This is a genomic window from Haloferax gibbonsii, assembly GCF_001190965.1.
GTDB lineage: Archaea > Halobacteriota > Halobacteria > Halobacteriales > Haloferacaceae > Haloferax > Haloferax gibbonsii.
In genome coordinates this window covers 2,636,463-2,650,907 of record NZ_CP011947.1, presented here as the reverse complement: position 1 = coordinate 2,650,907, position 14,445 = coordinate 2,636,463, and the positions used below count along the sequence as shown (strand labels likewise).

At 66.4% G+C, this 14,445-nt stretch carries 14 protein-coding genes; 9 read left to right on the top strand and 5 right to left on the bottom strand.

The window, feature by feature from the left end:
* Positions 1–20: 20 nt before the first annotated feature.
* Both ABY42_RS13465 and priS read right to left on the bottom strand, forming a co-directional pair.
* Positions 21–1,007, bottom strand: coding sequence for a DNA replication complex subunit Gins51 (locus tag ABY42_RS13465; RefSeq protein WP_050459747.1), 987 nt, complete (start codon positions 1,005–1,007; stop codon positions 21–23).
* Positions 1,004–2,161 carry a DNA primase small subunit PriS gene (gene priS, locus ABY42_RS13460; protein WP_004974668.1) on the bottom strand — a complete coding sequence of 386 codons (1,158 nt, stop codon included), beginning with the start codon at positions 2,159–2,161 and terminating at the stop codon, positions 1,004–1,006. Before priS ends, ABY42_RS13465 begins: the two co-directional genes overlap by 4 nt.
* A 125-nt stretch (positions 2,162–2,286) precedes the next feature.
* Between priS and ABY42_RS13455 the strand changes: the two genes are divergently transcribed.
* The 8 genes from ABY42_RS13455 to ABY42_RS13420 all read left to right on the top strand — a co-directional run bounded on the left by ABY42_RS13455 (position 2,287) and on the right by ABY42_RS13420 (position 10,589).
* Positions 2,287–3,264 (top strand): aldo/keto reductase, encoded by a 978-nt coding sequence (locus ABY42_RS13455; RefSeq protein ID WP_197092909.1) that lies wholly within the window; start codon positions 2,287–2,289, stop codon positions 3,262–3,264.
* A gap of 155 nt (positions 3,265–3,419) precedes the next feature.
* Complete coding sequence (locus ABY42_RS13450; protein ID WP_081605194.1) at positions 3,420–4,970, top strand: substrate-binding domain-containing protein; 1,551 nt, start codon at positions 3,420–3,422, stop codon at positions 4,968–4,970.
* Between the two features lie 126 nt (positions 4,971–5,096).
* Positions 5,097–6,044: a carbohydrate ABC transporter permease gene (locus ABY42_RS13445; RefSeq protein ID WP_050459745.1), complete on the top strand. Its 948-nt coding sequence runs from the start codon at positions 5,097–5,099 to the stop codon at positions 6,042–6,044.
* A 1-nt stretch (position 6,045) separates the two neighbouring features.
* Entirely contained in the window at positions 6,046–7,005 is a 960-nt protein-coding gene (locus ABY42_RS13440) for a carbohydrate ABC transporter permease (RefSeq protein WP_050459744.1), read from the top strand.
* Positions 7,006–7,007: 2 nt separating this feature from the next.
* Positions 7,008–8,195, top strand: coding sequence for an ABC transporter ATP-binding protein (locus tag ABY42_RS13435; RefSeq protein WP_050459743.1), 1,188 nt, complete (start codon positions 7,008–7,010; stop codon positions 8,193–8,195).
* A gap of 99 nt (positions 8,196–8,294) precedes the next feature.
* Positions 8,295–8,498 (top strand): hypothetical protein, encoded by a 204-nt coding sequence (locus tag ABY42_RS13430; RefSeq protein ID WP_004042869.1) that lies wholly within the window; start codon positions 8,295–8,297, stop codon positions 8,496–8,498.
* Between the two features lie 156 nt (positions 8,499–8,654).
* Positions 8,655–9,749: a Gfo/Idh/MocA family protein gene (locus tag ABY42_RS13425; RefSeq protein ID WP_050459742.1), complete on the top strand. Its 1,095-nt coding sequence runs from the start codon at positions 8,655–8,657 to the stop codon at positions 9,747–9,749.
* A gap of 42 nt (positions 9,750–9,791) precedes the next feature.
* Positions 9,792–10,589: a hypothetical protein gene (locus tag ABY42_RS13420; protein ID WP_050459741.1), complete on the top strand. Its 798-nt coding sequence runs from the start codon at positions 9,792–9,794 to the stop codon at positions 10,587–10,589.
* A gap of 73 nt (positions 10,590–10,662) precedes the next feature.
* Here the strand turns inward: ABY42_RS13420 and trmB are convergent, their stop codons facing one another.
* Positions 10,663–11,724 (bottom strand): HTH-type sugar sensing transcriptional regulator TrmB, encoded by a 1,062-nt coding sequence (gene trmB / locus ABY42_RS13415; protein WP_004974690.1) that lies wholly within the window; start codon positions 11,722–11,724, stop codon positions 10,663–10,665.
* Positions 11,725–11,853: 129 nt separating this feature from the next.
* Positions 11,854–12,594, bottom strand: coding sequence for a proteasome assembly chaperone family protein (locus ABY42_RS13410; protein WP_004974692.1), 741 nt, complete (start codon positions 12,592–12,594; stop codon positions 11,854–11,856).
* A 93-nt stretch (positions 12,595–12,687) separates the two neighbouring features.
* On the opposite strand from ABY42_RS13410, the gene ABY42_RS13405 reads away from it, so the two are divergent.
* A complete protein-coding gene (locus ABY42_RS13405) occupies positions 12,688–13,872 on the top strand; it encodes a mechanosensitive ion channel family protein (RefSeq protein ID WP_050459740.1) in 1,185 nt (394 codons plus the stop codon).
* A gap of 84 nt (positions 13,873–13,956) precedes the next feature.
* Here the strand turns inward: ABY42_RS13405 and ABY42_RS13400 are convergent, their stop codons facing one another.
* Positions 13,957–14,364, bottom strand: coding sequence for a universal stress protein (locus ABY42_RS13400; RefSeq protein ID WP_004974696.1), 408 nt, complete (start codon positions 14,362–14,364; stop codon positions 13,957–13,959).
* Between the last annotated feature and the right edge of the window lie 81 nt (positions 14,365–14,445).

Here is a 14,445-nt window from a genome sequence, read left to right as displayed (position 1 = left end):
GGCGGGAAGAAGGGTCTTTCTCAGTCGAGTTTCTCGGCCGCGCCGCGCTCGACCAGCGGGTCGGCGTTGGCCGACGGGAGCGTCACCACGTCCTCGGTGGCGAGGTCGTACTCGCGCTCGTCGACGCCGAGGATGGTCCCCACGTCGGCGGTGATGCGGACCGTCTCGCGCTCGTCGGCGAGGCCGGAAAGCGGGTCGTCGGCGGAGGGTTCCACCGTGTCGGCTTCGCCCGCTGACGGGGCCGCAGTCTCCGGGTTTGGTTCGTCCGGCGGAACCGCGGGACCGGAGTCCGCGGGGGCGGAATCAGTCGACGCCGCGGCGGCCTCGGTGGCCGGTCGGTCGGTCCCCGTCTGGGGCCCCGACTCCGCGTTCGATACGTCGTCGCCGGTCCCGCCGCCCATCGCGTCCGCGAGCACGTCGCCCGCGGCCGAGTCGCCGGTGGGGGCCTCGGAGCCGTCGGTGGCCGTCCCGGAGCCGCCGGCGTCGGTGCCGATGCCGGTCGGCGCCGTCTCCGGGTCGGGTTCGTCCGGCGGAATCGCGGGTCCGGAATCGCCGGGCGCGCCCGGTTCCGCGGTCGTCACGTCGGTCGCCGAAACGGCGTCCTTCGGGGAGTCGGCGGCCGACACGTCTTCCAGCGCGGAGAGCACCGTGCCGCGGTTCTCCTCGATGCGGTCGACGAGGTCGTCGAACAGCCGCTTTTCCTCGTGGGTCAGCCCGTCCGTCTCGGAGGACATCCCCGCGGCCGCGAAGCTCGCGGCCTTGACGACCTTGCCGACGCGGCGCTCGTAGATGGAGGTGACGACCTCCTCCGCGGTCTCGATTTCGTCCGTGAGCCGCCGAATCTCCGGCGAGTAGTGGGTGCCGAGCTGTTCGGCCTTCTCCTCGCGTTTCGCCTTCTGCTCGGCGATGAACTCCGCGACGTCCTCGTAGAACGACTCGCGGAGGTGCTGTAGGCTGTCTTTCTGTCGCTCCGTCCGAAGCACGCTCCTGAGGTCGTCTACGTTCATTCTGTCACCTTCTCGGCTCGACCGCGGGTCATGAGAAACACGCCGAGGCTCTCGTCTACCGACTGCACGCCCGAGTCGAGTGTAAAGCTATCGCCGTCGAACTCGACCTCGCCGGGGTCGGTCACTTTGACGGCGATGTCGCGGCCGCGGAAGCGGTCCGGGACCGCGTCGGAGAGGGGGTCGAAATCGTCGATTTCGTCGCGGTCGAGCGGTTCGACGACGAGTCCCGACCCGCCGTGGAGGCTCTTCGGGAGGCGAATCAGCCGTTTCGTGTCGGTCGTCACGGGTTCGTCTATCGGCGAGGTCTCGTCCTCGACGGTCTCGTGGGCGAGCGCCTCGACCAGGGTCCGGACGCCCGGGCCGCCGGCCTCGACGTTGCCCTCGCGGACGGCGTCGGGGTTGTTCCGGAACGCGCCGAGAATCGTCTTCGCGCGCCCGTCGCCGATGCCGTCGAGTTCCTTCAACCGCGAGAGCGCGGCGTCTTCTTCCATCTCCAACAGCGCGTCCACGAACGCGAGGAGTCGCCGGTGGGTCCGCCGGCCCCACCCGCCCTCGGTTCGGAGGACGCGCTGGGTCGTCGTCCCGTGCTGTCGCGTCTCGACGAGCGCGTCGAAGTCGAGGTCGATGGCGCGGATGTAATCGACCACCTCGCGGCGGGCCTCGCTGTCGAGGCCGCGGACCGACTCGTCGCGCACGTGGACGTGGTAGCCGCGGCCGCCGGAGAACACGGCCTGCATCTCCTCGAACGCGAAGTCGTCTTCGAGGAGGTTCAGCAGGTCCAACAGGGCCTCCTTCCCGGCGTCGAGCATATCGGCGTACCCCGTCGTCTCGGGGTCGACGCCGGGGAGGTGGTCCGCGTCGATGTCGAAGACGAGGTCGGCCTCGCGCCAGTCCTTGTCGTCCATCGAGGCCGCGCCGGGGTCCGAAAATCGGGCCGACGAGAAGTAGACGTGCCGGGGCGCGCTCCGGGCGAGGTAGTCCGAGAGGTCGCCGAGGTCGAGAAGCGACTGGTGGCGGTGCATCCGCGTGCCGCCGGCCGACCACGGGATGACCCCCCACTCCCGTTCGCCCGGCGCGGGCGGGAGCGGAACGTCGGTGCTCCGGTAGTAGTCACCGAAGCGACCTTCGAGGTACTCGCGAGTGCGCCCGTCCATACACCTCGGGTTCCGGAGGCGCGGGTAAAGCCATTACGTCTCCCCACGGCCGTGGTCGTTTCTCTCACGTCCGTGATGTGCGTATGCTTATCATTGTCGTTCGTGTATGAGGCGGTGTGACCGACATGGAGTACACTTACCTCGGCGACACCGGCCTCGAAGTCTCGCGGCTCTGTCTGGGCTGTATGAACTTCGGCTCCAGCGCGGAGTGGATGATGAACGACAGGCAGGCGAGTCTCGACCTCCTCGACAGCGCGCTCGACGCCGGCATCAACTTCCTCGACACGGCGAACGCCTACTCCCGCGGGGAGTCGGAGGAGATCGTCGGCGAGGCCATCGCCGAGCGCGACCGCGAGGAACTCGCCATCGCGACGAAGGTCTACTTCCCGATGGGCGACGGGCCGAACAAGTCCGGGCTCTCGCGCAAGCACATCATCGACCAGGCGCACGCGAGCCTCGACCGCCTCGGCACCGACTACATCGACCTCTATCAGATTCACCGCTGGGACGACGGGGTCCCCATCGAGGAGACGCTCTCGGCGCTCGACTACCTCGTCGAGGAGGGACTCGTCCGCTACGTCGGCGCGAGCACGATGTCTTCGTACCAGTTCACGAGGGCGCTGTACACCGCCGACGTGGAGAACTTCGAACGCTTCGCCTGCATGCAACCGGAGTACAACGCGGTCGACCGCCACGAGGAGGCGAACCTGCTTCCGGTCTGCGAGGGCGAGGGCATCGGCGTCATCCCGTGGTCGCCGCTCGCGGGCGGCTTCCTCACGGGCAAGTACGAGCGCGACGCCGAGGTCCCGGCGGACACGCGCGCGGAGTCGGACGAGTACACGTCGAACCGCTTCACCGACGAGAACTGGGCCGTCATCGACGCGATTCGCTCGCTCGCCGAGGAGAAAGGGGCGACGCCCGCGCAGGTGTCGCTCGCGTGGCTCCTCCACAAACCCGTCGTGGACGCGCCCATCATCGGGCCGCGCCGACTCGACCACCTCGAAGAGAACGTCGGCGCGCTCGACGTGGACCTGAGCGAAAGCGATATCGAGCGAATCGAAGCCCCGAAGACGCCGCGGTGGCCCGCGCCGGGTAAAGACTAAGAGTCAACGGCGCTATATTTTATAAACAATTGTTACAAATACTCTATTGATTGAATTTCGGACTGCCGAGACTATTGACAAGTAATTTACTACAACACCGGTAGTGGCCAGCACCAAAACTATAAATAATCACTAATTGTAGAATACAGACTGTAATGGTTGATGCTGACTCACGCAAGGGCAAGCGTACTGGCGTCTCTCGACGCAATTTTGTGAAGGCGGCCGGCGCATCGGGCGTCGCCGTCGGACTGGCCGGGTGCATTAGCACCGGCGGCGGAGACGGGAACGGCGGCGGAAACGGTGGCACCGACACCGACACCGACACGCCGATTAACACCGAAGAGACCACCGACGACATCACGCTTCAGTGGGCCGCCGACACCCGCGTCGCGGAGTCGGAAGAGGAAGTCGTGCAGGCGCTCCGGGACGCCGGCCTCCCGGAGAACATCGATATCGACATCCTCGCCGGGTCGCAGGTGACGGACAACCGGCAGGCGCAGTACCAGCAGTGGCTCTCCGGCGGTCGCTCGGAGCCGACGCTGCTCATGATGGACAGTGGGTGGACGATTCCGTTCATCGCGCGGAACCAACTGCAGAACCTCTCGCAGTCGCTCCCGGAGGAGCTGACAAGCACCATCGAAGAGGAGTACTTCGAGGCCAGCGTCTCGACGGCGAAGGGGTCGAACGGCGACCTCTACGGCCAGCCGCTGTTCCCCGACTTCCCGACGGTCCAGTACCGAAAGGACCTGCTCCGAAACGCGGGTTACACCGACGACGACTTCTCGACGTGGGCAACCGAGTCGATGTCGTGGGAAGACTTCTCGCGCGTCACGAAGGAGGCGCTCGACGCCAACCCCGACATCGAGAACGGGTTTACCTTCCAGGCGAACGTCTACGAGGGGCTGTCGTGCTGTGACTTCAACGAGTTCATGACCTCGTACGGCGGCGCGTACTTCGGCGGCCGCGAGAACCTGTTCGGCCCCATCGGCGACCGACCCATCACGGTCGAAGAAGAGCCGGTTATCAACGCGATTCGGATGGTCCGGACGCTCATCCACGGCGAGGACGACGAGTACGCCCTCGACGGCATCACGGGCGGCATCTCGCCCGAGGCGGTCCTCCAGTGGACCGAGGACCCGTCCCGACAGCCGTTCACGACGGGCAACGCGGTCATGCACCGCAACTGGCCGTACTCCATCGTCATCAACGGCGCGGAGCCGTCGGAGGAGAACGACCAGACCGGCTTCGGCGAGGACCTCGGCGTCATGCCGATTCCGTACGGCGTCACCGCCGACGAGGCCCAGTACGAGGGCACGGGCGGCCCCGTCGCCGCCCTCGGCGGCTGGCACATGACGATGAACCCGAACTCCTCGGACGAACAGAAGCAGGCCGCGGTGCAGGTGCTTCGGACGATGCAAACCGAGCAGTTCCAGCTCGATATGTTCCGCATCATCGGCTGGATTCCGCCGCGCCCGTCGCTGCTCGAATCCGACCAGGCCGCCGAGGTGCCCATCATCGGGCGCTACCTCGACGCCCTGAAGGTCGCCGGCGAGAACGCGATTCCGCGCCCGGTCACCGTCGTCTGGCCGCAGCAGTCCGGTCGCATCTCACAGGAGGTCAACGCCGCGTTCGCCCAGGAGAAATCCCCCGAACAGGCGATGTCCGACCTCGCATCACAGCTCGAACAGATCGAGCAGAACGCGTAGAGCAACGTCTTTACCGAGACGTAACCAACATACACGTTATCATTTGACATGGCTACAGAACAACAATCAGGGGAGGCACTTTCCGACACCCGGCGGAGCGGCCCGTACGCGTCGGCCGTCAACTGGATGGAGTCGCTCTCCGAGACGCAGTTCGCGTACCTGCTTCTGACGCCCGCGCTCGTTCTCTTGGGGGTAATCGCCGTCTACCCGCTGGTCTCGACGTTCAGCATGTCGCTGTTCGCCGACCAGTTGACGGGGAGCGCGCGACTCGGCGAGTTCGTCGGATTGCAGAACTACGTCGACCTGTTCACCGGCGCGCGCAACTACGCGCTCCCGTCGCAGTTCCTCCCGACGTTCAGCTCAGAGTTCCCGTTCGTCACGAACATCTACTCCAGCGCGCTCGCGGTGACGCTCATCTTCACCGTCTTCAGCGTGCTGTTCGAAACGCTCATCGGCTTCGGTCAGGCGCTCATCCTCGACCAGGACTTCCGCGGTCGGCGCTGGGTCCGCGTCGCCATCATCATCCCGTGGGCCGTTCCCATCGTCATCCAGGGGATGATCTGGTACCTGATGTTCCAGCCGAACATCGGATTCCTCGTCGGCACGTCAGAGAACCCGGCGCTGTTGAACCAGCTCGGTCTCATCGGCACGACGCCGCTTCGGAACACCGCGGACGCGCTGTTCCTCATCATCGTGGCCGACGTGTGGAAGACCTCGGCGTTCATGGCGCTTCTCATCCTCGCGGGGATGCAGAGCATCGACCGCTCGCTGTACGACGTGGCGAAGGTCGCCGGTGCGTCGCGCTGGCAGCAGTTCAAGCTCATCACCTTCCCGCTCATCCTGCCGACGGTGCTCGTCGCGATGCTGTTCCGCACCATCGACGCGATGCGCGTCTACGGTATCATCCAGACCATGGCCGGCTGTCAGACGGTCCCGTCGCTGTCGTGTCTCGTCGTCACGACGTTCAACACGCCGCTGTACGGGACCTCGGCGACCGTGGCGTTCGTCACCGCGGGCATCATCGCCGTCGTGGTCTCGGTGTACATCGTGAACTTCGCCAGCGAGGGTCTCTAAGATGTCCAGCGAAACTTCGGGAGCCGGCATCGGCTCCGACGACGCCGACATGGAACAGGGGCCGCTCGGCCGCTGGGTCGACTCGGCCATCAAGAACCCCGACAGGGTCTACCGCGCGATGTTCTACGTCGCGATGCTGTTCTTCCTGGTGACGACCCTGTTCCCGTTCTACTGGCTGCTCGTGCTCGCGCTGACGCCGAACAACCTCATCGCCAACATGGGGCTCGTACCGAAGGGGTTCAACCCCGAGGTGTTCCTCGCGATGTTCGAACGGGTGCCGTTCCACCTCTACATGTTCAACAGCTTCGTGCTGGGCATCACGACCACCGTGCTCGTGTTGCTCATCGCCAGCCTCGCGGGGTACGTCTTCGGCCGCCTCCGGTTCCCCGGCAAGGGCGTGCTGATGCTCGGCATCCTCGCCATCAGCTACTTCCCGCCGGCGGCGTTCCTCATCCCGCTGTTCGAGCTGTTCACGGGGAACACCTCGCTCAGTATCGGGATGGTGACGATATCGACGCCGGACCTGTTCAACACGCCGGCACCGATGGTGTTCCCGTTCAGCGCGCTGTTCCTGCCGCTGTCGATATTCATCCTCACGACCTTCTACGGGCAGATTCCCGACGGGTTGGAGGACGCGGCGCGGGTGGAGGGAACGACCAGACTGGGAGCGCTGTTCCGCGTCATCGTGCCGCTTTCGGCACCCGGCGTGGCGACCGCGGGCGTCCTCACGTTCATCAGCGTCTACAACGAGTTCTTCTTCTCGTTCCTGATGAACAACGGTGAGGCCGACTCGTGGGCGCCCATCGTCGCGGGGATCCTGAAGTATCAGGGACAGTTCGACACCCCGTACAACCTGATGGCCGCCGCCTCCATCGTGGGGGTCTTACCCGTGGCCATCCTTGTCATCATCGCACAGGAACGCATCGTGAGTGGACTGACTGCAGGAGCGCTGAAGGAGTAACCATGGGAGACGTAACACTCGAACACGTAAGCAAGCACTACGACGACGTAACGGCGGTCGACGACATGAACCTCGACATCGAAGACGGAGAATTCATCTGTCTCGTCGGTCCGTCGGGGTGCGGGAAGTCGACGACCATGGAGATGATTGCGGGCCTCACCATCCCCTCCGAGGGGAAGGTGTTCATCGGCGACCGCGAGGTGACGAACCTCCCGCCGAAGGACCGCGGGGTCGCGATGGTGTTCCAGAACATCGCGCTGTTCCCCCACATGGACGTCTACGACAACATCTCCTTCGGGCTCCGCCTCCGCAACTACGACAAGGAGGAAATCGAGCGCCGCGTCGAGCGCGCCGCCGAAATCGTCCAGCTGCAGGGCATGCTCGAACGCATGCCCGACGAGATGTCCGGCGGACAGCGACAACGCGTCGCCATCGCCCGCGCCATCGTCCGCAACCCCGGCGTCTTCCTGATGGACGAGCCGCTGGCGAACCTCGACGCGAAGCTCCGGGTCCACATGCGGACCGAGCTCCAGCGCCTCCACAAGGAACTGGACACGACCATCATCTACGTCACCCACGACCAGGCGGAGGCGATGACGATGTCCGACCGCATCGCGGTCATCGACTCCGGACAACTCCAGCAGATCGACCCGCCGCTCGTCTGTTACAACGAACCCTCGAACCTGTTCGTCGCCGGCTTCATCGGCTCGCCCTCGATGAACTTCCTCGACGGCGAGGTCACGGAAAACGGGTTCGTCTCGACCAACATCGACGTGGAGTTCGACCCCGCGAACCTCGGCATCGAGGTGGGGACCGACGTCACGATGGGCATCCGCCCCGAGGACGTGTACCTCGTCGGCGACGAGGCGCTCGTCTCGAACCCCAGCCACCGCATCGAGGCCGTGACCGACGTGCTCGAACCGATGGGCGACGAGATATTCGTCTACCTGAAGCTCTCGGAGTCGGCCGAGACGGACCTCGAGGACACGAGCGGCGTCGCCAACGACCAACTGCTGATGAGCGTCGCACCCGACACCGACATCGAGGAGGACGAGGACGTGACGGTCGTCCTCGACCGCTCGCGCGTTCACCTCTTCGACACGGAGACGGGCGAGGCCATCAGCCACGGCATCGAGACGCCCGTCCAGACGAGCGGCGCGCCCGGCACGGAAGCGGAAAGCGACGACTGACGCGCCCGTAACACGGCCCGCGTCGGTTCGTCCTCGACCCCGCACGCGACTCGCACAGCCCGCACAACGCTTATCGGAGCCACACCACATCACACATCCATGGTCAACGAACTCGGTCTGTTCTACCTCGGCGGGATGACGGTCCTGTTTTTCTTCTGGGCCTACGGCATCGTCTCGTTCCTCCTCGACCTGAAGAACAAGTTCATCCCGAAGGGCAAGCAGTACCTCCGCGGGCGACGCCGACTCAAGGAGGAAAAGCGTCGCGAGGAAGAGCGCAAAGAGCGCGAAGAACAGCTCTACTGACGCCCAGTCTCGACCCGTGCCAGTCGCCTCGTCCCGCCTCGTCGTTCGCCTCACCTCGCGTCCCGAACGCCGTCTGACCGGGCGCTCGCGGTCGATTCTGGCAATTCAGGCCAAAGAACGTGAAACTTAACACCACCTGTAGTTAATCATCGAATCATGAGTACGGAATCATCGGTCCGAGTCGGTATCGTCGGACTCGGAAACATCGGACACCACCACGCAGACCGCCTCGTCGACCTCGGCGCGACCCTCGTCGGCGGCCTCGACATCCAGGCGGACGCCCGTCGTCGCTTCGCCGAGAAGTACGACGTGAACACCTACGAAGAGAAGTCGGAACTGTTCGGGGAGGTCGACGCGGTCATCATCACCACGCCGAACCGCTTCCACGAGGAGTACGCCGTCGCCGCGCTCGACGCGGGCCTCGACGTGCTGCTCGAAAAGCCGCTCGCGCACTCGCTCGAATCGGCCGAGCGAATCGCCGAGGCGGCCGAGGAGGCCGACGGCTTCTGCATGGTCGGCTTCAACAACCGCTTCGCCAACCCCGTCGAGGTCGTCCGCCACCACTACGAGGAAGGTCGCTTCGGCGACGTCACCCACGTCGAGGCCAACTACGTCCGCCGCCGCGGCATCCCCGGCCGCGGGTCGTGGTTCACCTCCAAGAAAGTCGCCGGCGGCGGTTCGCTCATCGACATCGGCGTCCACGCAATCGACCTCGCGCTCTACTTCCTCGACTTCCCCGAGGTCGTCGAGGTCTCCGGCGTCACCCGCTCGGAGTTCGGCGACCGCGACGACTACACCTTCGTCGAGATGTGGGGCGACGACGTCGGGCCGGAGGCCTTCGACGTGGACGACTCCGCGAGCGCCTTCATCCGCACCGAGGAGGGGACGACCATCTCCCTCGAAGTCGCGTGGGCGACGAACCGCCCGACCAACGACGAGTTCTTCCTCCGCGGCACGGAGGGCGGCGTGCGCTTCGACCGCGCGAGCCACGACCTCCAGTTCTACGAGGACGGCGTCGGCGGCGGCAACCACCTCTCGACGGCCGACGTAGAGACGCAGGACAACGACACCCACAAGACCGAACAGGAGGCGTTCCTCGCGGCCGTCGCCGAGGGCGAACACCCCGGCCGCAACACGGTCGAACAGGGCCTCGCCGTCCAGCGCGTCATCGACGCCATCTACCGCTCGTCGGAGACCGGGAAAGCGGTCCGCCTCGACGCGGTCGAGACCGAGACGCCCCCGGCGAACTGACCACCGCGAACGCGAACACTTCACAGCCCCACTTTTCACACCATGTCCGTCATCGACTCACTCAAGCGCCCGGAACACACCGGCGAGAACCGCTGTCTGCCGTGTACCGCCGTCAACGTCGCGCTGGTCGTCCTCGTCGGCCTCGCGGTCAGCGTGCTCTCGCCGCTGGTCGGCTTCGTCGTCCTCGTCGGCGGCGCGCTCGCCGTGTACCTGCGGGGCTACGTCGTCCCCGGCACGCCCTCGTTCGCGCCCCGGGTCGTCTCTGCGCTCGGCCTCGCCGGCGTCTTCGACCACGGCGACGACGGCGGCCCCGACCGCCGGTCGGAGTCGCTCGACGCCAACGTCGACCCCGACGTGATGCTCTCGACGCTCCTGAACGCCGGGGTGCTCGTCGAGGAGGAAGACGGCCTCTTTCTCGCCGACGACGCCCGCGAGGAGTGGGAGTCGACGATGGCGACGCTCCGGAAGACCACTGACGAGGAACTCGCCGAGGCCGTCGCCAACGCGGTCCCGTTCGACGCGACGGTCGACGCCGAGTTCGGCGGTATCTCGCTGGACGGTCCCTCGATGTCCGTGTGGATTTCCCGGCCGCAGGCCATCGCGGACGTGGCGACGCTCTACACGGTCGTCGAGCGCGGCGTCGACCCGATGGTCGCGCTCGCGGCCACGGAGCCGATGCGGATGTTCACCGAGGTCTGTCCGGACTGCGGCGGCGCGGTCGAGGAGACGACGACGCGCAACTGCTGCGGCGGCACCGCGGGGCTGTACGACTCGCCGGAGCACGAGGTTCTCGGCTGTGCGGACTGCGGCGCGGTCGTCTACGAGTTCCCCGACGAGTAGCCGTTGCTGAGGGCCGTTGCTGGCGGGGAATGGCCGAGCGGAAAAGACGCGAGCGGAACCTGACGACGCGGCTTCAGACGATTTCGTCGCGGTTCGGAACCTCGTCGCGGCCGAGCAGAATCTCCTGTCCTTCCACGTCTTCGAGCGCGGCGACCAGCCCGCCGACCTCGACGACGCCCTCTTCGGTCTCGATGTGGAGCGACGCGACCTCCTCCGTGTCCTCGAAGGCCGTCTCGATGACGCGCCCTTCGACCACGATGGGGTCGCCGGTCTCGATGTCGCGGCCGGAGACGGAGGCGTAGAAGTCGCCTTCTATCTCGCGGATGTCTTTGACGGCCCGGCGGATGGAGGCGTAGCGGCGCGGGAACGGCCGGCGCTTGCCGTTGGCGACGATGGTCTCGGCGGTGCTCCAGAGGACGGTCCCGAAGAAGCCGCTCACGAGGAAGCCGAGCGCGGAGCGGTTGAAGATGACGCCGTAGCGGTCGCGGTCGTCGCGGAGGGCGTCTTGGGTCGCGTAGATGGAGTACTCGCCGTCGGCGACCGCGAGGACGGGCGAGGTGATGCCGCGGCGGGCGCGCGCGATAGTCGCCACGTCGAGGTAGTTGAACTCGTCCGGGTCGGGCGCGCGGGAGGCGGGCGTCACGAGCAGGTCGATGCTGACGCCGCTGTCGATGGCCGCCGCGAGGTCGTCGCGGAAGCGACGGAGCAGGTCGGGCGTCAACGAGAGCACGAGTTCGTACTCCGCGGCCTCGATAATCTCCTCGATGTAGCGGAGGATGGTCGACCGCGACTTGACGAGCGAGACGGCCTCGGTGTCGCGTGCCGGGGCGGTGTAGCGCGCCTCAAGCTCCTCGATGAGCTCCTCCAGCGAGGTCTTGACGTTCGCGAAGGCGTCGTCGGGGTCGACCGCGACGATTTTCATCGGCCGCGACTCACGGAGCTCGACGAGGCCGCGGTCCGACAGGCTCCGGACCGTGTCGTACACCCGCGGCTGGGGGATGCTGGTTCGGTCGGCGATTTCGCTCGCCGTCAACTGTCCGTGTTCGAGGACGGCCAGATACGCGTCTATCTCGTACTCGCCGAGGTTGAAGCGCTCACCGACTCGCTCCATGGTGAGCCGCAGTTCGTCAGCCATGGTCGTGACGTGTACGGCATCACCTAAATCATTTACTGAAATCCGAGTAGCACAAAATTCCGAAAACAAGTGGCACAAACGGTAGCAGACCGGCTGTCGGTCGCTGTTTGACGGGGGGCGGGCCGCCGCTCACATGTACATCCGGTCGTCGGGGAGGTCCGCCTCGCTGTCGCGGAGTCGCTCGGCGAGTTCGGCGTAGTACTGCTGGACCTCGGCCGCGAACGACTCCAGCGGCGAGGAGTCGACGCCGAGGTCGTACACGTCGTCTGCGGCCTCGACGAGTCGAATCGCCGCCTCCACGTCGGGCGCTTGGGCGTGGACGGGCGTGACGTAGACGCCGACGCCGAGGGGCGACCCGATGCCGCGCTCGACGAGCGCCGCGTTGGTGCCGTCGAAGAACCCTCGGCCCATCGGGGGGATGCCGCTGTCGGCGAGTCGCGCCTCGCGGTAGTCGTCGGTGGCGATGTAGAACACGCGGTGTTCGTCGGGGCCGTGGGCCATCGGAATCCCCGAGAGGACGGCCAGCTCCTCGACTTGGTTGCGCTCTGTCCACTCGAGGATGGCGTTGCCGAACTGGGTGCCGTGGACGGCCGGGACGAACAGCTCGCCGACGAGGACGGTCACGTCGAGGTCCTCGCGGGAGAACAGCCGGGTGTGATGCCGGGGGCGGCCGTTCTCGAAGGGAGTCACCGCCGGGAGACCCTCGACGGTGAGGTGGCCGGTCTGTTCGAGGTCGAGGTGGTCGACGATGAAGTCGACGGCCGTGAGGCCGGCGAGTCCGAACGACGAGAAGCCGCAGAGGAGCGCTCGGCTGGGCGGCGTCTCGTGGGTGATGCGGAAGTCGGGGCGGGCGCTCGTCGCGTTGACCATGCAGATACTGCGACGCCCCGACACTTAGCCGTTCACCGCGACCGAACCCTCGGAGTAACAACCCTTTTTTCACCGCTCTCCGTTGCGGTTTCCATGGACGGAGTCGAGGGGGTTGCCGACGTGTCGGGCGCGGTCGGTGGGACGCTGACGGCGGGGAGCCACGTCGCGGTCGCCCCGCTCCAGTCGACGGCAATCGAGCCGCCGGCGTTCGTGCCGGACTACCTCCTGTTTCCGGGGTGGCGCATCGCCGTCGCTCTCGTTATCGTCGCCCTGGCGGTCGGGCTCTCGAAGTACATCGTCCGCCTGCTCGGACGACCGGTCGCCCGGCAGTTCCGGCGGCAGAGCGTCGCCCAGACGGTCCTCCGAATCGTCCGGCTCGCTATCGTCCTCCTCGGCGTCGGTCTCGGGGCGAACGTCCTCGGCCTCGAACTCGGCGACATCGTCCTCTCGGTGACGGTGTTCTCGGCGGTGCTCGGTATCGTCCTCGCGCCCATCGTCGGGAGCATCATCAACGGGGTGTTCGTCCTCTCGGACCAGCCGTTCGAAATCGGCGACATGATAGAACTCGACGACGGCACGAAGGGCTTCATCGACGAGATAACCCTGAGCTACACGAAGATATTCACCCTCGACAACACGTTTCTGGTGATGTCGAACTCGAACATCCGCGACCGCGACGTCATCAACTACTCCGCGGAGGACGAGCGGACCCGCCTGTCGCTCGACGTGCTCGTCACCTACGAGTCCGACATCGACGCCGCCCGCGACCTCGTCGAGCGCGCCGCCCGCGACTGCGACTCGGTGGTCGAAGGCGGTCCGGACATCCGCATCGGGAGCGCCCGCTACCCGGCGAAGCCGACCGCCTACATCAACTCCTACGCCGACAACGGCGTCCTCCTGCGCCTCCGCTACTGGGCGCTGAAACCGTACAAAATCGGTCGCATCCAGTCGGAGGTCCAGACGCGGCTCTGGACGCTCGTCGAGGAGTCCGAGGCGACCGTGGAGTTCGCCTACCCGCACACCCACCTCGTCTTCGACGAGACCAGCGGGAGCCTCCACGTCACCAGCGACGAGGCCGCGAACCAGCGTCACGCCACCGCGTCGCCGGCGCCGGGAGCGCCCGTCCAGCCGGTCTCTGACGGCGAGGGTGTCGACGCCCCGGAAACCCCAACTGACGCGACCGACGCCACGGAGCCGACGGACGTCGAGTCAGCGGACGCCGAGTCAGCGGACGCCGAGCCGACGGACGCCGAGTCGACGGACACCGCCGACGACTGACGAGGAACGGCGGACACAGTCGGGACTGGGGCCGCGTCGAAAGCGGAAGAACGAATCTGAACCCGAACCCGAGAGCCCGCCGGCTCAGTCGTCCGCGCGGACGGTGATGACCGTGCAGTCGAGCTTTTCGCGGAGGAACACGTCGATGTCGGGGTCGTCGAGGAACCGCCGGAGCATCCGCCGCCAGCGGCTCGCCTGTTTCGACCCGATGACGACGATGTCGGCCTCCTCGGCGGCGACCTCTTCGAGAATCGTCTCCTCGACGAGGAAGCCTCGGCGGACCACGTAGCGCGCGCGGACGAGCGGGCCGAACTCGGCTTCGACCGCCCGCTTGAGTTCGGTCCGCGTGACGCCGCGGTTCGACTGGTAGAGGTCGACGTGGAGGACCGTCAGCTCGGCGTCGCGCTCGCGCGCGACGCGGACGGCCTCTTCGAGCGTCGCCCGGGAGTGTTTCGAGAGGGGGTACCGAACCGGGACCACGACCCGTGTCATACTCCGAAGCCACTCGCCGGGCGTGCGTGAACCTTTCCCTCTCGGTCGGCTTGGCCGGCGGACGCGCGCCCGTTTCCGACC

Excerpts from the sequence above, each read along its gene's own strand:
- ABY42_RS13445 (WP_050459745.1), top strand. The coding sequence starts at position 5,097 with ATGGAGTCGCTCTCCGAGACGCAGTTCGCGTACCTGCTTCTGACGCCC.
- ABY42_RS13430 (WP_004042869.1), top strand. The coding sequence starts at position 8,295 with ATGGTCAACGAACTCGGTCTGTTCTACCTCGGCGGGATGACGGTCCTG.
- ABY42_RS13465 (WP_050459747.1), bottom strand. The coding sequence starts at position 1,007 with ATGAACGTAGACGACCTCAGGAGCGTGCTTCGGACGGAGCGACAGAAA.
- priS (WP_004974668.1), bottom strand. The coding sequence starts at position 2,161 with ATGGACGGGCGCACTCGCGAGTACCTCGAAGGTCGCTTCGGTGACTAC.
- ABY42_RS13400 (WP_004974696.1), bottom strand. The coding sequence starts at position 14,364 with ATGACACGGGTCGTGGTCCCGGTTCGGTACCCCCTCTCGAAACACTCC.
- ABY42_RS13410 (WP_004974692.1), bottom strand. The coding sequence starts at position 12,594 with ATGGTCAACGCGACGAGCGCCCGCCCCGACTTCCGCATCACCCACGAG.
- trmB (WP_004974690.1), bottom strand. The coding sequence starts at position 11,724 with ATGGCTGACGAACTGCGGCTCACCATGGAGCGAGTCGGTGAGCGCTTC.
- ABY42_RS13405 (WP_050459740.1), top strand. The coding sequence starts at position 12,688 with ATGGACGGAGTCGAGGGGGTTGCCGACGTGTCGGGCGCGGTCGGTGGG.
- ABY42_RS13440 (WP_050459744.1), top strand. The coding sequence starts at position 6,046 with ATGTCCAGCGAAACTTCGGGAGCCGGCATCGGCTCCGACGACGCCGAC.
- ABY42_RS13450 (WP_081605194.1), top strand. The coding sequence starts at position 3,420 with ATGGTTGATGCTGACTCACGCAAGGGCAAGCGTACTGGCGTCTCTCGA.
- ABY42_RS13420 (WP_050459741.1), top strand. The coding sequence starts at position 9,792 with ATGTCCGTCATCGACTCACTCAAGCGCCCGGAACACACCGGCGAGAAC.
- ABY42_RS13455 (WP_197092909.1), top strand. The coding sequence starts at position 2,287 with ATGGAGTACACTTACCTCGGCGACACCGGCCTCGAAGTCTCGCGGCTC.
- ABY42_RS13435 (WP_050459743.1), top strand. The coding sequence starts at position 7,008 with ATGGGAGACGTAACACTCGAACACGTAAGCAAGCACTACGACGACGTA.
- ABY42_RS13425 (WP_050459742.1), top strand. The coding sequence starts at position 8,655 with ATGAGTACGGAATCATCGGTCCGAGTCGGTATCGTCGGACTCGGAAAC.